The following is a 15,834-nucleotide window of genomic DNA, read 5'->3' as shown; positions in this document are numbered from 1 at the left end:
ATCACGCAGTGTGAAAGTTCCCGGGTGAGCCACCCCATGCGATCCGCCCGGGCACCTGCGCCTCACCGCACCGCGATCACGGAGGAACCGTGCCCGAACAGGCCCTGGTTGGCCGTGATACCCACACGTGCTCCCACGACCTGCCGGTCACCGGAGTCGCCCCGCAACTGCCAGGTCAGCTCGCACACCTGGGCGATGGCCTGCGCGGGCACCGCCTCTCCGAAAGAGGCGAGGCCACCGCTGGTGTTGACGGGTATGCGCCCGCCCAGGGCCGTCGCGCCCTCCCGCAGCAGCTTCGCCGCCTCGCCCTCGTCGCACAGACCCAGATCCTCGTACCACTGCAACTCCAGGGCTGTGGACAGGTCGTAGACCTCGGCCAGGGAGAGGTCCTCGGGGCCGATGCCCGCCTCCTCGTAGGCTGCCCGCGCGATCGACGCCCGGAAGGTCCCGCCCGCCGGCTCCACCGACGCCGCCGAGTCCGTGGCGATGTCCGGCAGGTCCAGCACGGTGGTGGGGTACCGGGGTGTCACCGTGGACACCGCCCGGATCCGCACCGGCTCCGCCACCCCGTGCCGGCGCGCGAACTCCATGCCGGTCAGCACCAGCGCGGCCCCGCCGTCCGAGGTGGCGCAGATGTCGAGCAGCCGAAGGGGATCGGCGACCACCGCGGACGCGGCGACCTCGTCGGCGGTGACCCGTTTGCGGTAGCGCGCGTTCGGGTTGAGGGCACCCAGAGCGGCGTTCTTCACCTTGACCTGCGCGAAGTCCTCCAGGGTGTCGCCGTGCACGGCCATTCGCCGCCGCGCGTACAGCCCGAAGTACGCCGGGTTCGTCGCCCCCAGGACCCGGAACCGCAGCCAGTCCGGATCGTCGGAACGGTCCCCGCCGGCCGGCCGGAAGAACCCCTTCGGCGCCGAGTCCGCGCCCACGACGAGCACCACCTCCGCGAGCCCGGCGAGGATCTGTGCGCGTGCGACGGCGACCGCCTGTGCCCCCGACGCGCACGCCGCGTACACGCTGGTCACCCGGGCACCCTGCCAGCCCAGCGCCTTGGTGAACGTCGCCCCCGCCACGTACCCGGGATAGCCGCCGCGCACGGTGTCCGCGCCGACGACCGAGTCGACGTCCCGCCAGTCGACCCCCGCGTCGGCGAGCGCCGCGCGCGCGGCGGCCGTGCCGTACTCGGTGAAGCCTCGCCCCCACTTGCCCCAGGGGTGCATGCCCACACCGAGTACTGCCACCTCTCCGGTCATTTCACCGCCCCCGTCGGCCGCCAGTGCCAGGTCGTCCAGGTCGTCTCCGCGTCCTCGTGGAGCACCCCCGGGACGACCTCCACCTCCATGCCCACCGTCAGATCGGCGACGGTGACCCCGGGAACAGCCTGTCCCAGTACCACCATCCGCTCGGACTCCAGCTCCACAGCGATCAACGCGTACGGCTCCCAAGGAAGTTCCGGATCGGTCACATACGGTGACGGAGGCCGGTATCGGCCGTCGGTGTACGACCAGACGCGCCCACGCGTGGACAGCGGCACCTCGTCCAACCCGCCGCCCCGGCACCCCGGGTTGCGGCAGTGGACGTCCTCACGGGGGAAGAAAACCGAGGCGCAGGCCGAGCAGCGGGTGCCGAGGAGCCGGAAGTCGTCCCCGTCCTCCGTGAACCACCCGGCGACCACAGGTGTACGGATGCGTGCCACATCCCCTCCAGATAACTGGATCTGACGGAACGTCAGAAGTGTGGCACGGTCACTTCGGATTGGGCAGCCGTCGCACAGAACCGCACACGCCCTGTGTGCGTCGTCGTATCGGTAGGGACGGCCGGAGTCCACGGGGGTGGTTCCGGCCGTCCCCGCCGCGACAGGCTCCAGGGGTGCCCCCGGAAGGCCTCCGTCCGCATGATCGGATACAGTCCGCCGCGTGTCCGTAAAACAACTATCAACCGACAACTCCGCGCCGGGCTCCCACTGTTCGAGCTGCGGAGCGCCCTACGGAGAGGGCGATTCCGGCTGGCCCCGCACCTGCCCCGCCTGCGGCACCGTGGCCTACCGCAACCCGCTGCCCGTCGCAGTGGCACTCCAGCCCGTGTACGACACCAAGGGCACCGCCCTGGTCGTCATCACCCGAACCATCGACCCCGCGCGCGGAGGCACCGCCCTGCCCGGCGGGTACGTCGACCATCGAGAGGACTGGCGGCAGGCCGTGGTCCGTGAACTCAGGGAGGAGACAGGCATCGAGGCGGCGAGCCGCGACGTCCGGCTCGTCGACGCGCTGAGCTCGCCCGACGGGCACCTGCTGCTCTTCGGAACCCTGCCGGAACGCCCGGCCGACCAACTGCCGCAGTCCGCAGCCACGGACGAGACCGACGGCTGGCACCTTCTGCGCAGGCCGGAGGAGCTCGCCTTCCCGCTGCACACGGTGGCCGCACGCGCGTGGTTCGAGGGTCGTTACTGAGCTCCCTCAGCGCCCGCCGAGTCCTCGTACGCGCACAGGGTGGGCCGGTTCTCTCACGCCGTCCTCCCCGTCCCGCTCGACGACCAGCCGACGCCCTTCCCAACGCGTGACGTACCGCTCGATCTCCGGCTCTTCCCACCCGTCACCCGCGTCCTGCACCACCAGCCCGCCCCCGGTACGTCCGCGGGCGGGCGCCCACACCTCCAACTCCAGGCCGCCGTCGTCGTCCCGCACGGGTACGACGGCGCCCGCGCGCGCGAGAACCGGAATCCGCGACAGAGGGGCGTCGACCAGCACCTGGCAGGGCCCCTCGTACGCCTGCTCCGTCACCGTGTCGTACCAGCGCCCGCGCGGCAGCTGCACCGCGCGCCGGTCCGCACCCGGGTCGAGCACCGGCGCCACCAGAAGACAGTCACCCAAGAGGAAGGCGTCCTCGCAGTCCCGCAGAGCCCGCTCCTCGGGCGCCCCCCACCACAACGGCCGCACATAGGGCGCCCCCGTGCGACGGGCCAGATGAGCCAGGGTCATGAAATACGGCAGCAGACGCCGGCGTTCGACGAGCGCCACGCGCGCGTGTGCCAGGACCTCCGCACCGAACTCCCAGGGCTCCCTGTGCCCCGCCCGCAGACTCGAGTGCGTGCGGAACAGCGGCAGATGGGCGCCCAGTTGGAACCACCGCAGATACAGCTCCGGCGACGGCCTCCCGCCGAAGCCGCCCACATCGGGGCCCGAGTAGGGCACCCCGCACAACCCGAGACCCATGACCAGCGACAGCGACGCCCGCAGCCCCGGCCAGCCTGTCTCCACACCCCCGGACCACGCCCCTCCGTAGCGCTGCATACCGGCCCAACCGGAGCGCGAGAATATGAACGGCCGCTCCTCCGGCGCCAGTTCACGCAGCCCCTCGAAGGCGGCCTGGGCCATGCACAGGCCGTACACGTTGTGTGCCTCGCGATGGTCGCCGCCGCGCCCCTCCAGGACGTGGCGGGCCGAACGCGGAAGGGTCGACTCTCCGAAAGCGCTGAAAGACGTGGGCTCGTCCATGTCGTGCCAGAAACCGGCGAACCCCTGCCCGAGCCGCTCCTCGTACAGTCGGCCCCACCAGGCACGCACACGCGCGTGCGTGAAGTCGGGGTGCACCGACTCCCCGGAACGGGCGACTCCCCGGACGAGCTGCCCCGACGCATCCCGTACGAACGCGTCCTCGGCGCTCCCGCTGTCGTACACGGCGTTGCCCGGCTCGGCCGTGACCGCGGGGTCGACGACCGACACCAGTCGTATGCCGTCGCGCCGCAGATCCTCGGCGAGCGTCGGCAGTTTCGGGAACTGCTCCTCGTCGACGGTGAACACCTGGTGCCCGTCCAGGTGGCCGATGCCGAGATGGACCGCGTCGAGCGGCAGATCGTGTTCCTGATAGCCCGCGACGATCCGCCGCACCGCCTGCTCGCCGCCAGGGCCCCCACGCGCGTGGTGGTGGCCCAGCGCCCATGAAGGCGGCAGCGCGGGCGCACCCGTGAGCGTGGCCCAGGTGCGCAGCACGCGCGCGGGGGTGCCCACTACCATCCAGCAGCGCAGCGGCCCACCGTCCATCCGCAGCTCGGACGTGCCGACCCGGTCATGGCCCGAACCCGCGCCCTCCTCACCCTCCCGCAGCGTCACCGTGCCGTCCCAGGAGGTGTCCTGGAACACCAGATGGGTCGCCGCGTCGGCCACCACCAACTGCACCGGCATGGTGATGGACAGCGGATCGTCGCCGGGACCGAAGGCGCGAGCGGGGTCCGTGTTCCACAGGCGGTACGTCCCCTCGCGCAACCGAGGTCCCGAGGCACGCCCGCCGAGCCCGAAGAACCGCGCGTCCGCGGCCACCTCGGAGCGTTGCGTCCAGCGGCTCGTGCCACCGCCCACCGGTTCCCACCAGCGAGGCGGCAACTCCCGTCGCAGTCTCACCCCTCCGGGGGTGAGCAGTTCCACCGCTCCGTGCCGCGAGACCACGACCGTCACCCGCTCGGCAACGACCCGCCAGCCACCCTCCGTGTCCGGCTCCAGCGAGGCACGGGGATCCGGCTCCGGACAGCGGCCGGCGAGTGCGTACGACGGCTCGGGACCGGCCCCGTCCCAGCCCCAGAAGACCGCCCCGTTGACGGCGACAACGATCCGCAGCTCGGACTTCGCGAACCGGACGACACCGCCACCGGGCTCCGGCTCCACGTTCAGCACGGGCCCGGGCACCCGCGCGCGCTCGGTGCCCCGAGGCGGCAGCCCGGTAGCGTCGGCACGCCTCCGGCGCCAGGCGGCCCGTACGGTACGCAACCCCTGGGTCACCCCCGCCGAACCGACAGCCTTCACCGAACGCACCAGGTCACGACCTTCCATGCTCCTCAGCCTGCCACTGACTTCACCCGATGGGCGCACTGTTCAGCAGCCGTTCACCCTGGCAGGGAGCACATCTTCATCTCCATGACACGGCCCCCGCGCGGCGCGCCCTGGTGCCGGAGTCGATCAGATGGCATGGTCCGTGTCAGCCGTGTCACGCGCACAGTCCGGGAGCCGCCCCATGTCCACCACGAACCCCACGCCCCTCTGGGAGCCCGACCGAGAACGCGTCGCCCGGGCCCGGATCACCAGGTTCCAGGCGTGGGCGGCCGAGCGGCACGGGGCCCCCGCCGACGGTGGCTACGCGGCACTGCACGGCTGGTCCGTGGACCGGCTGGACACGTTCTGGCAGGCCGTCACCGAGTGGTTCGACGTGCGTTTCTCGACGCCATACGCGCACGTGCTCGGCGATCGCTCGATGCCCGGCGCGCGATGGTTCCCCGGGGCGAAGCTCAACTACGCCGAGCACGCCCTGCGCGCCGCGGACACCCGTGGGGACGAACCGGCCCTCCTGTACGTCGACGAGAACCACGAACCCCGCCCAATGACCTGGTCCGAGCTGCGCCGCCAGGTCGGCTCCCTCGCCGCCGAGCTGCGTGCGCTCGGAGTGCGCCCAGGCGACCGCGTGAGCGGCTATCTCCCGAACGTTCCCCAGGCAGTGGTCGCTCTGCTCGCCACAGCGGCCGTGGGCGGCGTATGGACGTCCTGCGCGCCCGACTTCGGCGCCCGCAGCGTCCTCGACCGCTTCCAGCAGGTCGAACCGGTCGTGCTGTTCACCGTCGACGGCTACCGCTACGGCGGCAAGGAGCACGACCGTCGTGACACGGTCGCCGAACTCCGCCGCGAACTGCCCACCCTGCGCGCCGTCGTCCACATCCCGCTGCTGGGCACCGAGCCCCCCGAAGACGCCCTGGAATGGTCCATCCTCACGTCCTCGGACGTGACCCCCGCCTACGAGCAGGTCGCCTTCGACCACCCTCTGTGGGTGCTCTACTCCTCGGGCACGACCGGCCTCCCCAAGGCGATCGTCCAGTCCCAGGGCGGCATCCTCGTCGAGCACCTCAAACAACTCGGCCTGCACTGCGACCTGGGGCCGGAGGACCGCTTCTTCTGGTACACGTCCACCGGCTGGATGATGTGGAACTTCCTCGTCTCCGGCCTCCTGACGGGCACCACGATCGTCCTCTACGACGGCAGCCCCGGCTACCCCGACACGGGTGCCCAGTGGCGGATCGCCGACCGTACGGGGACGACCCTTTTCGGCACCTCGGCGGCGTACGTCATGGCCTGCCGCAAGGCCGAAGTGCACCCCGCCCGGGAGTTCGACCTGTCCAAGGTGCAGTGCGTCGCCACGACCGGATCGCCGCTGCCCCCCGACGGATTCCGCTGGCTGCACGACGAGTTCGCGGCGAGCGGGGCCGCCCTGTGGATCGCCTCGGTCAGCGGTGGTACGGACGTGTGCTCCTGCTTCGCAGGAGCCGTGCCGACCCTCCCGGTGCACATCGGCGAACTCCAGGCGCCCGGACTGGGCACCGACCTCCAGTCCTGGGACCCGAGCGGAAGACCCCTCGTGGACGAGGTCGGCGAACTCGTGGTCACCAACCCGATGCCGTCCATGCCCATCCACTTCTGGAACGACCCCGACGGCAGCCGGTACCACGACAGTTACTTCGATACCTATCCCGGCGTGTGGCGCCACGGCGACTGGATCACCCTCACCTCGCGCGGCTCCGTGATCATCCATGGCCGCTCCGACTCCACGCTCAACCGCCAGGGCGTACGCATGGGGTCGGCCGACATCTACGAAGCCGTCGAACGACTCCCCGAGATCAAGGAATCCCTCGTCATCGGCGTCGAACAACCCGACGGCGGTTACTGGATGCCGCTCTTCGTCCACCTCGCGCCCGGAGCCGTCCTCGACGAGGCCCTCCTGAACCGCATCAAACAGACCATCCGGGAACAACTCTCCCCACGCCACGTCCCCGACGAGGTCATCGAGGTCCCCGGAGTTCCCCACACCCTCACGGGCAAACGCATCGAGGTCCCGGTGAAACGCCTTCTCCAGGGCAGCCCCCTGGAGAAGGCCGTCAACCCCGGCTCCATCGACAACCTCGACCTGCTGCACTTCTACGAGGAGCTGGCCCGCAAGCGCGGCTGACGGGCAACCCGGAACAGCGGTCAACCACCGTAGGTGGCCTCGGACTCGACCAGCACGGCGGCGAAGTCCGAGGCCAGCCGCGCCGCGTCGGCCGACTGGAGGCCGGCCACCGCGATCCGCACCGCGGGCCCGGACGCGAGCCGGAACCGCGCCCCGGACGCGACCCACCATCCGTACGACCGCAGCCCGTTCACCACAGCGGATTCGTCCGGCACGGGCACCCACACATTCATCCCGCTCGCCCCATGGGCCGGGATCCCATGCCGTTCGAGCTCCTGCAGGAGCGCGGTCCGACGCAGTGAGTACGTTTCCCGCGCACGCGCGACCAACGCGCGCGTGCCGTCGTCCGTCATCAGCCCGTACACGGTCTCCTGGAGCAGATGACTGACCCAGCCGGACGTCAGCAGCATCCGTCCGTCATGGCGGGCCAGCGTGGTCGGGTCACAAGCCGCAGCGGCCCACCGCAGGTCGGTCCCGAGGAACTTGCTCACCGTGCGGACGTGCACCCACCGGGCAAGCCCACCCGAGGTCAGCGTGTACAAGGGAGCGTCCGCGACGGCGGAGGCGTGATCGTTCTCCACCACGAGAACCTCCGGCTCCTCCCGCAGTACCGCGACCAGCGCGTCCCGGCGCGCCGCCGAGAAGCACCCGCCGCGCGGATTCTGCGCGCGCGGACTGCACACGACGGCCCGCACACCCGCCCGCAGTGCCGTTCGCAGTGCCTCCGGAAGCAGCCCCTCGTCGTCCACGGCTACCGGGACGTTGCGCAGCCCCAACGCGGTCACCAGGTCGAGCAGATGGTGGTAGCCGGGGTCCTCCATGGCCACCGCATCGCCGGGTCGCAGCTCCACCGACAGCAGTCGCCCGATCAGATCCAGCGCTCCGTGCGCGAAGGCCACGTGCTCCGTCGGCACCCCGTCGGGGCCGAGCCACTCCCGGACGGCATGCTCCAGCCGCGTCACCCGGGGCGTCGCGCGATGCGACCGGGCACCGGGAGAGAGGCGCGAGGGCGGCACCAGCCGGGGAAGCAGCTGGGGGTCCGGGTGACCGCCGGCCAGGTCGCGCAGCCCGTCCGGGACTCTGGGAGGCCGCCGCGAGGCGACCGCGGGAGCAGCCGCCACGACAGTTCCACCCCGGCCGCGCGTGACCACGATCCCGCGCTGCCGCAACTCCTTGTACGCCGTCGCGACCGTCCCGGGACTCACCCCCAGTTCATCGGCGAGCCGACGCACGGGAGGCAGTGCGACCCCCGGCCCCAACAACCCCTCGGACACACCTCTTTCGACGGACGAGGCAATTCCCTTGGCCGTCGTACCACTGATCCCATATTGTGTTGCCACGTTGGCAAGTATGTATCAGTACATAAATTGAAGCAAGGGGAGACGTGAATCCACTGCGCCGTGCCGCCGCCTGGACAGACCGCGTACCAGGAGGCCCCCACGGCCGCAGAATGCTCCTGATCACCCTCGTCGACCGCGTCGGCAGCGGTCTGTGGGCATCCGTCTCCGTCCTGTACTTCACCTACGTGTCCGGCCTCTCCATCGCGCAGGTCGGCACCCTTGTCGCCGCCGCCGGAGCCATCGGCATCGCCGGAGCGCCGATGGGCGGCCGCCTCGCCGACCGCTTTCCGCTCACGCGCGTCCTGGTCGCCCTCCAGTTGATACGCGCCCTGGCCTCGCTGGTCCTGCTCACGACCGATCACTACGCGGTGCTCCTCGGGTGTACGGCCGTCGGCGGCTTCGGCGACCGCGCGTCGAGCGTCATCACCAAGCTCTACGCCACCCGCGTCGCCGGACCGGACCGCGTCCGTTACCAGGCGATCAACCGGACGGCCGCCAACGCGGGCTGGGCACTCGGCGGCCTCGCCGCCGCTGCGGCACTGACCCTCGGCACGACCGCGGCGTACCAATGGCTTCTCGTCGGCGACGCCCTCACGTTCGTGGCCACCGCGATTCTCACCCTCCGCTGCGCCGAACCGCCCTCGCCCTCCCGCACGGTAACCACGTCGTCCGACGCCACGCCCACGACCAGACCGGCGAATCCCTGGCGCGATCGCACCTACCTCGCCTACGTCGCCACCGAAACCGTCCTCTTCCTCGACGACGCCGTCTTCAAGGTCGGCCTGCCCCTCTGGATCGCCCACACCAGCAGCGCACCGACCGGCCTCGCACCGCTGCTGATGGTTCTCAACAACGTGATGGTGGTCGCCCTCCAGGTCCCCCTTGCCCGCTTCGGCGCCACCACCAAAGCCGCTCGCACGCTTCTGCTCCCGCTCTCCGCGGTCTTCGCCCTGGGCGGCGTCACCATGGCGCTGTCGGCAACCGGCACGGCCGCCTCCGCGACACTGTTCCTCACTGCCTCGGCCGCCGCCTTCACCCTGGCCGAGATGCTCCATGCCACTGTCTCCTGGGAACTCTCCGTCGCCCTCGCCTCCGACACCGCTCAGGGCGCGTACCTCGGGGTCCACGGACTCGCGCAAGCCGTCCAGCGCAGTATTGGCCCACTGACTGTCACGGCGGCCATCGCCGCCGGCCCTCTCGGCTGGACCGGATTCGGTATCGGCATCGCTGTGACCTGCATGATTCAACACCGCCTCGTCCGCGACCGCCTGACCCGAAAGTCATTGTCAGTGGCTCCCGTTACTGTGAGTGAGCATTGATCGACAGCGCACAGGGGGAACCATGGCGAACACCGGCCACCCGACCATGCGGCGCGTTCTGCGCCGCGAAATCGCGGGCACCATCGGCCTGCTCACCGACGAGCACGACTTCCGGGCGATGCGGCGCTACCGCACCTTCACCTTCCAGAACCACGCGAACTACCTCCGTGAGGTGGAAGCTCTCCTGAAGAGCCTTGCAGCCCAGGGAAACCACACCACCGTCGCGCTCTTCGACCCCGAGGAGTACGCCGAATTCTGCACCGCCACCGGCCTCGACCCGGACGCCCCGTCCAGCCGCACCCGCTTCACAGCGGAACTCGCCACCACGGGCCCGACCGTTCCGTACGACGGCCAACCCCTCGCCGAACTGGTTGCACACCTGGTCGACGAGGCCGTCCGCCAGGCGACCTGGGAGTACGCGGCCACACTCCTGGCACGCATCGGCGCCTGCGCATCCTGTGGTGAGGACATCGGACGCGCAGCCTTCGCCCGTGCCTCGAATCTCCTCGTCCGCATCCTCGACACCGCACCCCAGGGAAACAGGCACCTCGTCTGCAGCGTCACGACACCAGCCGAAACACTCGTCGCAGTCCTCCACGCAGACGACGACGGGGAAGGCGGGACAGGACTCGACGAGGCCGAAGCGCTTGAATTCACCACGGTTCTGGCACTCGGCCTCGCCACCCAGAGCCCCGGAGGCCTGGTCATGCGCACCACCGCCCCCGCCACCACCGACCGCATCTACGGCTGGCACCTGCGCGGCAACGGTGTCGAACCGCTGACTGCCGGCGAGGTCTTCGACGCCTACTGCACGTGCGACGGGAAAAGCCTCTCCCCGTGAGTGGGGGTGAAAGGAGACCGCACAACCACGACTTGTGATCAAAGTCGGTCCTCACCATCCGGTGCGTGAGTCGCAAGACTCGGGTGCTAAGCGGATGGCTCAAGTCCAAGAGGGCTAAGCCTGCCAAGGCCCAACAGACGAGAGGAAGGACGAAAGGGTGAGCGAGCGAACCGCTGTTACTAAAGATCCGATATAGCGACGTCGTGGAGCAGGAGCAAGAGACACGATGAAGGGCACTGATGGACGCCAGGTAATTGAGGCGTGCACAACGAGCCGCGCGGAGAGTGCACTTCGCGCGGAGGATCACCTCGGCCCCGGATCAGAGGCGGCACCCGACCCGTCCGCAGTCTCACAGGAGAGGAACCCGGAAACCCCGTCGGAGTCCCCCTAACCAGGGGTAGGCCGGAGGCAACGAAGGCACAAGTCTCCGACGGGAACAGGATGGTCCGAGAAGCCAAGGCCGGTAGGGCGAAAGCCCAGGGGAATGACCGGGATGGAAGGGGGCTCCACCCCTCCGGTCCAACCCGCCGGATATGCCCAAGCGGACCAGGTAGGTCTGTGAAGAGAACCTGAGAAACCGCCCGCACGAGGGCGCAAGTTAGACAAGGAGGGAATGTTGAACGAGACGAGCGTCGAGGGAGACGTGAACTCCCGGAACGGAACCCCCGACTTCGCCGCCGACTGGCACGGAACCGACTGGGCCAAGGTGGAGAACGAGGTACGACGGCTTCGTCAGAGGATCTTCAAGGCTTCGCAGGCAGGTGATTTGGCCAAGGTCAGGAACCTGCAAAAGCTCATGCTCCGCTCGCACTCCAACACGCTTCAGAGCGTGCGACGGGTGACGCAGCAGAGCACCGGACGGCGTACAGCCGGCGTGGACGGAGAGAAGGTGCTGACCCCGGAGCGACGTGGCCGTTTGGCTGCGGAGGTCTCGGAAAACAGTGCCTCGAAGGCCAGGCCGGTGCGCCGGGTATTCATCCCGAAGGCGAACGGGAAGACGCGGCCACTCGGTATCCCCACCATCAGGGATCGAGTGGAACAGGCCAGGGTGAAAAACGCCCTGGAACCGGAGTGGGAGGCGATCTTTGATCCGCGCTCCTACGGCTTCCGCCCAGGAAGGGGATGCCACGACGCCCTGGAGATGATCCATACGGTCGTCAGCAGGGGAAAACGTAAGTGGGTCCTTGAGGCGGACCTGGAGGCCGCGTTCGACCGTATCGACCACGGCCATCTCATGTCGCAACTCGGGTCGTTCCCGGCCCGTAAGGCGGTCAGAGGGTGGCTGAGGGCGGGTGTTCTGGAGGGGCGAACGTACTCCGCCACTGTGGAGGGAACTCCACAGGGTGGGGTGATCAGCCCGCTCCTGATGAACATTGCGCTGAACGGGATGGAAACAGCCGTCGGTGTGCGGACGAAGGTCGTTAAGGGGATGCTCAAGACACACTTGGACTCCCCGGTCTTGGTGCGATACGCCGATGACTTCGTGGTCATGTACCACGAAGAGCGGGACGCCCACGAGGGGATGCTGAAGCTGCGTGACTGGCTGGGTCCGCGAGGTCTGACCTTGAACGAAGGAAAGACCGGCGTGATCCGCACGACCGAGGGATTCGACTTCCTCGGCATGAACGTCAGGACGTACAGAAACGGCTCAACCCTCTTGAGGCCGACGAGAAAGGCTGTGCAGAGAGCCAGGAAGAGGATCAAGGAGATCATCACCATCCATGGTGGGAACGAGACGGCGATCACTGCCAAGCTCAATCCCTTCATCCGTGGCTGGTGCGCCTATTACTCGCCCGTATCCGCACGTGCGGAATACAGGGCGCTCGACGCCTACGTGTTCCGGACGTTATGGAAATGGGCGCTGAATAGGCACCGCAGAAAGGGTCGGGTGTGGGTTGCCAACAGGTACTGGGGCCATCAAAACCCGAGCCGCCCGAAGGACAGGTGGGTGTTCGGTCCCCGTGATGGAACATACCTGCTCAAGTTCGGGTGGACCCAGACCCGCTACCGCAGGGGCGTCCCGGCGAATGTGTCGAAGGACGATCCGGCGAAGGCGGAGTACTGGGCGAACAGGACCCGGAAGAGGGGCATGCCGCAAACCGAGCGCAAGCTCGTCATCCGGCTGGCTGTCCGTCAGAAGGGCCTGTGCCCTGGCTGCGGTCTGGATCTCATGGAGGGGGCCGGTTACGAGCCGGACAATCTCCGCGATTGGGTGGCATGGTTCGACCGGTCACGCCGGGCGTTCAACGTCCACCACGTCATCCACAAGGTCAACGGTGGTTCCGATGACCTGAACAACCTGGAACTGCGTCACACGGAGTGCCACCAGCAACTTCACGCTGGCGGGCACGACCGCTCGGAGAGCGCGAGGTCCTAGAGACCCGCTTGAGCCGTGTGCGGGGGGACTCGCACGCACGGTTCTGAGGGGGGCGGGACGCAGCGATGCGTCCCGCCTACCCGACCGACGCCGAATCGGGCGATCTCATCTCCCCTGAATCGGACGTCGACTACTGCACACCCCCCGACCTCGGAGAGGAACCCACGACGGGCCACGCTCACTGAACGGGAAACGGGAAACGTGCGAGGGACGTTCCACACGAAGTGAAACGCCCCTCGCACGAACGGACTGCCCTGAGCCCGCCCGAACAGCTGATCGGACACGTGGGCCGAGCGGCCGACTACTCGCCCGACAGCACTGCCTGAGCAGCGTCACGAGCCTCGTCGGCGCTGTCCACAGCCCGGGCCGCCGCGGCGGCCCGCTCGCACTGCGCCAGCGTGTACTTGGCCAGCGATGCCCGCACATAAGGAATCGAAGCCGCGCCCATGGAGAGAGAGGTGACACCCAGACCGATAAGCACACATGCCAGCAACGGATCCGACGCAGCCTCCCCACAGACACCACAGCTCTTGCCCTCGGCCCTTGCCGCCTCGGCGGCCAGCGCAACCAGGTCGAGCAGCGCGGGCTGCCACGGATCCTGCAGACGGGAAACCGCACCCACCTGACGGTCGGCGGCGAAGGTGTACTGCGCGAGGTCGTTGGTTCCCAGGGACAGGAACTCGACCTCCTGCAGGATCGAGCGCGCCCGCAGCGCGGCCGACGGAATCTCCACCATGGCACCGAACTTCGCCCGCAGCCCGGCCGCACGGCACGCGTCCGCGAACGCCTTGGCATCGGCACGGTCCGCGACCATCGGAGCCATGACCTCAAGGTAGACAGGCAGCCCCTCCGCGGCTTTCGCGAGCGCCGTCAGCTGCGTACGCAGCACATCGGGGTGGTCGAGCAGGGTCCGAAGACCGCGCACACCCAGAGCCGGGTTCGGCTCGTCGGCCGGCGTCAGGAAGTCGAGTGGCTTGTCGGCGCCCGCGTCGAGCACCCGAACGACGACGCGTCCCTCGGGAAAAGCCTCGAGGACCTGGCGATACGCCTCGATCTGCTTCGCCTCGGACGGCGCGTTCTTGCTGTCGTCCAGGAAGAGGAACTCGGTACGGAAGAGACCGACACCCTCGGCCCCGGCCTTGACGGCAGCCGGTACGTCCGCGGGCCCGCCGACGTTGGCCAGCAGCGGCACCTTGTGGCCGTCGGAGGTGGCGCCAGGCCCGGTCGAGGCTGCCAGTGCCGCCTTGCGCTGGGCTGCTGCGGCCTCCAACTGAGCCTTCTTCTCCGCACTGGGTTCGACGAAGATCTCCCCCGTGCTGCCGTCCACCGCGATCACGGTGCCCTCGGCAAGCTCACCCGCACCGGGCAACGCCACCACAGCGGGGACACCGAGGGCCCTCGCCAGGATCGCGCTGTGGCTGGTCGGCCCGCCCTCCTCGGTGACGAAGCCGAGCACCAGGGTCGGGTCCAGCAGCGCCGTGTCGGCGGGTGCGAGGTCGCGCGCAATAAGGACGTACGGCTCGTCGCTGTCGGGGACGCCGGGCATGGGCACCCCGAGGAGCCGGGCCACGATACGATTCCGCACATCGTCGAGGTCGGCCACGCGACCAGCGAGGTACTCGCCCGCACCCGCCAGGAGAGCGCGATACGCGGCGAACGCGTCGTACACGGCCCGCTCCGCCGTACTGCCGACCGCGATACGCCGGTCCACGTCCGCTATCAGCTCGGGGTCCTGAGCCATCATTGCCTGCGCCTCGAGCACCGCCTGGGCCTCGCCGCCCGCGAGGTTGCCACGTGCGTTCAGGTCCGCCGCCACAGCATCCACGGCCTGGCGGGCACGACCCTGTTCGCGCTCTGCATCCTCCGCCGGGATCTGCTTGGCCGGAGGTTCGAGTACTGCGGTTCCCATGTGCCGAACTTCGCCGATCGCCACACCGTGGCTCACGCCGACGCCTCGCAGCGTTGTCTCCATCTCACCGTCTCCGATAGTGCGGCGGGTCCCACCGCCGCGGTGGATTTCCTGCTTACCGTCATGGACCGGCACTGACGTCACTGCCACCCGAAGAGGCTGTCGCCGGCCTTGACCGTGCCGTCTTCGATCAGATCGGAGAGGGAATCGGCCGTGGCTTCCAGTGCCACGACCGGGCACACCGGGGACTTGCCGGCAGCTTCCACGGCGGCCGGGTTCCAGCGAACCACGCTCTGACCACGCGTTACGGTGTCACCCTTGTTGACGAGCAGTTCGAAGCCCTCGCCGTTGAGCTGCACGGTGTCGATACCGAGATGAGTGAGTACGCCGTGGCCCTCGTCGTCGACGATGACGAAGGCGTGCGGGTGGAGCGAGACGATGACTCCGGTCACGGGGGCGACGGCCTCCGAGGGTTCACGCACGGGGTCGATCGCGGTGCCGGGGCCGACCATGGCCCCGGAGAAGACCGGATCAGGCACGGCGGCCAGTCCGATGGCACGTCCAGCAAGAGGGGACGTCACGGTGGTCAAGGGAAGCCTCCCGGGGGTGGAGATTCATACGGGCCGTCGCTGCCTGTTCCCGGACGGCACGCTGTTGAGCAGCGTATGTCATATGAAGTGCCGGTTCCGTGGGAGAGACGCCGGTTGGCGTCCTGGAGGACCGGCAATCGATTTGCGCCCGCTCCGACAGCCCGTGTACAGTCGTTCTCCTGCCCGGGGCTGAGTGACGCGATCAAGTGTCCTTGCCTGGCAGCATCCAACTTGTCAGATCCTATCCCGGGGTCTCGTTCTGCATGCTTGCTGAACGATGGTCAGGGGGACGGAAAATCACTGATAGAGTTTGAAACACCGAAGGGAAAGTGCCCGGAGGAAAGCCCGAGAGGGTGAGTACGAAGGAAGCGTCCGTTCCTTGAGAACTCAACAGCGTGCCAAAAATCAACGCCAAATTTGTTGATACCCCGTCTCTCCCGTTCGGGAGGGCGAGGTTCCTTTGATGCAGTAAACACA

11 protein-coding genes are annotated in these 15,834 nt (G+C 68.8%); 5 read left to right on the top strand and 6 right to left on the bottom strand.

Annotated features, from left to right (window positions below):
* Positions 1-62 precede the first annotated feature (62 nt).
* The gene (locus tag IEY89_RS05480; RefSeq protein WP_189146127.1) at positions 63-1,253 is read right to left on the bottom strand and encodes a lipid-transfer protein; all 1,191 of its coding nucleotides are present in this window, start codon (positions 1,251-1,253) and stop codon (positions 63-65) included.
* On the bottom strand, positions 1,250-1,675 hold the full coding sequence (locus IEY89_RS05475) for a Zn-ribbon domain-containing OB-fold protein (RefSeq protein WP_189146476.1): 426 nt from the start codon (positions 1,673-1,675) through the stop codon (positions 1,250-1,252). The genes IEY89_RS05480 and IEY89_RS05475 overlap by 4 nt, the downstream gene beginning before the upstream one ends.
* Positions 1,676-1,916: 241 nt before the next feature.
* On the opposite strand from IEY89_RS05475, the gene IEY89_RS05470 reads away from it, so the two are divergent.
* Positions 1,917-2,450, top strand: a complete 534-nt coding sequence (locus IEY89_RS05470) for an NUDIX domain-containing protein (protein ID WP_189146126.1) — start codon at positions 1,917-1,919, stop codon at positions 2,448-2,450.
* Positions 2,451-2,456: 6 nt separating this feature from the next.
* On the opposite strand, the gene IEY89_RS05465 is transcribed toward IEY89_RS05470, so the two are convergent.
* Entirely contained in the window at positions 2,457-4,823 is a 2,367-nt protein-coding gene (locus IEY89_RS05465) for a glycoside hydrolase family 31 protein (protein ID WP_189146125.1), read from the bottom strand.
* A 181-nt stretch (positions 4,824-5,004) separates the two neighbouring features.
* Here IEY89_RS05465 and IEY89_RS05460 point away from each other — a divergent pair, with 181 nt between their 5' ends.
* Positions 5,005-6,981, top strand: a complete 1,977-nt coding sequence (locus IEY89_RS05460; RefSeq protein WP_189146124.1) for an acetoacetate--CoA ligase — start codon at positions 5,005-5,007, stop codon at positions 6,979-6,981.
* A 20-nt stretch (positions 6,982-7,001) separates the two neighbouring features.
* Here the strand turns inward: IEY89_RS05460 and IEY89_RS05455 are convergent, their stop codons facing one another.
* Positions 7,002-8,321 (bottom strand): aminotransferase class I/II-fold pyridoxal phosphate-dependent enzyme, encoded by a 1,320-nt coding sequence (locus tag IEY89_RS05455; protein WP_189146123.1) that lies wholly within the window; start codon positions 8,319-8,321, stop codon positions 7,002-7,004.
* Positions 8,322-8,431: 110 nt separating this feature from the next.
* Between IEY89_RS05455 and IEY89_RS05450 the strand changes: the two genes are divergently transcribed.
* The 3 genes from IEY89_RS05450 to ltrA all read left to right on the top strand — a co-directional run bounded on the left by IEY89_RS05450 (position 8,432) and on the right by ltrA (position 12,858).
* Positions 8,432-9,640 carry an MFS transporter gene (locus tag IEY89_RS05450; protein WP_189146122.1) on the top strand — a complete coding sequence of 403 codons (1,209 nt, stop codon included), beginning with the start codon at positions 8,432-8,434 and terminating at the stop codon, positions 9,638-9,640.
* Positions 9,641-9,662: 22 nt separating this feature from the next.
* Entirely contained in the window at positions 9,663-10,481 is an 819-nt protein-coding gene (locus tag IEY89_RS05445) for a DUF8829 domain-containing protein (RefSeq protein WP_229695067.1), read from the top strand.
* A gap of 613 nt (positions 10,482-11,094) precedes the next feature.
* Positions 11,095-12,858: a group II intron reverse transcriptase/maturase gene (ltrA, locus tag IEY89_RS05440; RefSeq protein ID WP_189146121.1), complete on the top strand. Its 1,764-nt coding sequence runs from the start codon at positions 11,095-11,097 to the stop codon at positions 12,856-12,858.
* 301 nt (positions 12,859-13,159) lie between these two features.
* On the opposite strand, the gene ptsP is transcribed toward ltrA, so the two are convergent.
* Positions 13,160-14,830, bottom strand: a complete 1,671-nt coding sequence (ptsP, locus tag IEY89_RS05435; protein ID WP_189146120.1) for a phosphoenolpyruvate--protein phosphotransferase — start codon at positions 14,828-14,830, stop codon at positions 13,160-13,162.
* 77 nt (positions 14,831-14,907) lie between these two features.
* On the bottom strand, positions 14,908-15,357 hold the full coding sequence (locus IEY89_RS05430; protein ID WP_189146119.1) for a PTS sugar transporter subunit IIA: 450 nt from the start codon (positions 15,355-15,357) through the stop codon (positions 14,908-14,910).
* Positions 15,358-15,834 lie beyond the last annotated feature (477 nt).

The sequence above is a fragment of the Streptomyces lacrimifluminis genome (assembly GCF_014646095.1).
Taxonomy (GTDB): domain Bacteria; phylum Actinomycetota; class Actinomycetes; order Streptomycetales; family Streptomycetaceae; genus Streptomyces; species Streptomyces lacrimifluminis.
The sequence above is the reverse complement of the archived record's forward strand: the minus strand, read 5'-3'. Positions and strand labels throughout refer to the sequence as shown.

Coding starts and splice junctions, on each gene's coding strand:
- IEY89_RS05480 (WP_189146127.1), bottom strand. CDS start 1,253: ATGACCGGAGAGGTGGCAGTACTCGGTGTGGGCATGCACCCCTGGGGC.
- IEY89_RS05465 (WP_189146125.1), bottom strand. CDS start 4,823: ATGGAAGGTCGTGACCTGGTGCGTTCGGTGAAGGCTGTCGGTTCGGCG.
- IEY89_RS05460 (WP_189146124.1), top strand. CDS start 5,005: ATGTCCACCACGAACCCCACGCCCCTCTGGGAGCCCGACCGAGAACGC.
- IEY89_RS05450 (WP_189146122.1), top strand. CDS start 8,432: ATGCTCCTGATCACCCTCGTCGACCGCGTCGGCAGCGGTCTGTGGGCA.
- IEY89_RS05445 (WP_229695067.1), top strand. CDS start 9,663: ATGGCGAACACCGGCCACCCGACCATGCGGCGCGTTCTGCGCCGCGAA.
- ltrA (WP_189146121.1), top strand. CDS start 11,095: ATGTTGAACGAGACGAGCGTCGAGGGAGACGTGAACTCCCGGAACGGA.
- ptsP (WP_189146120.1), bottom strand. CDS start 14,830: ATGGAGACAACGCTGCGAGGCGTCGGCGTGAGCCACGGTGTGGCGATC.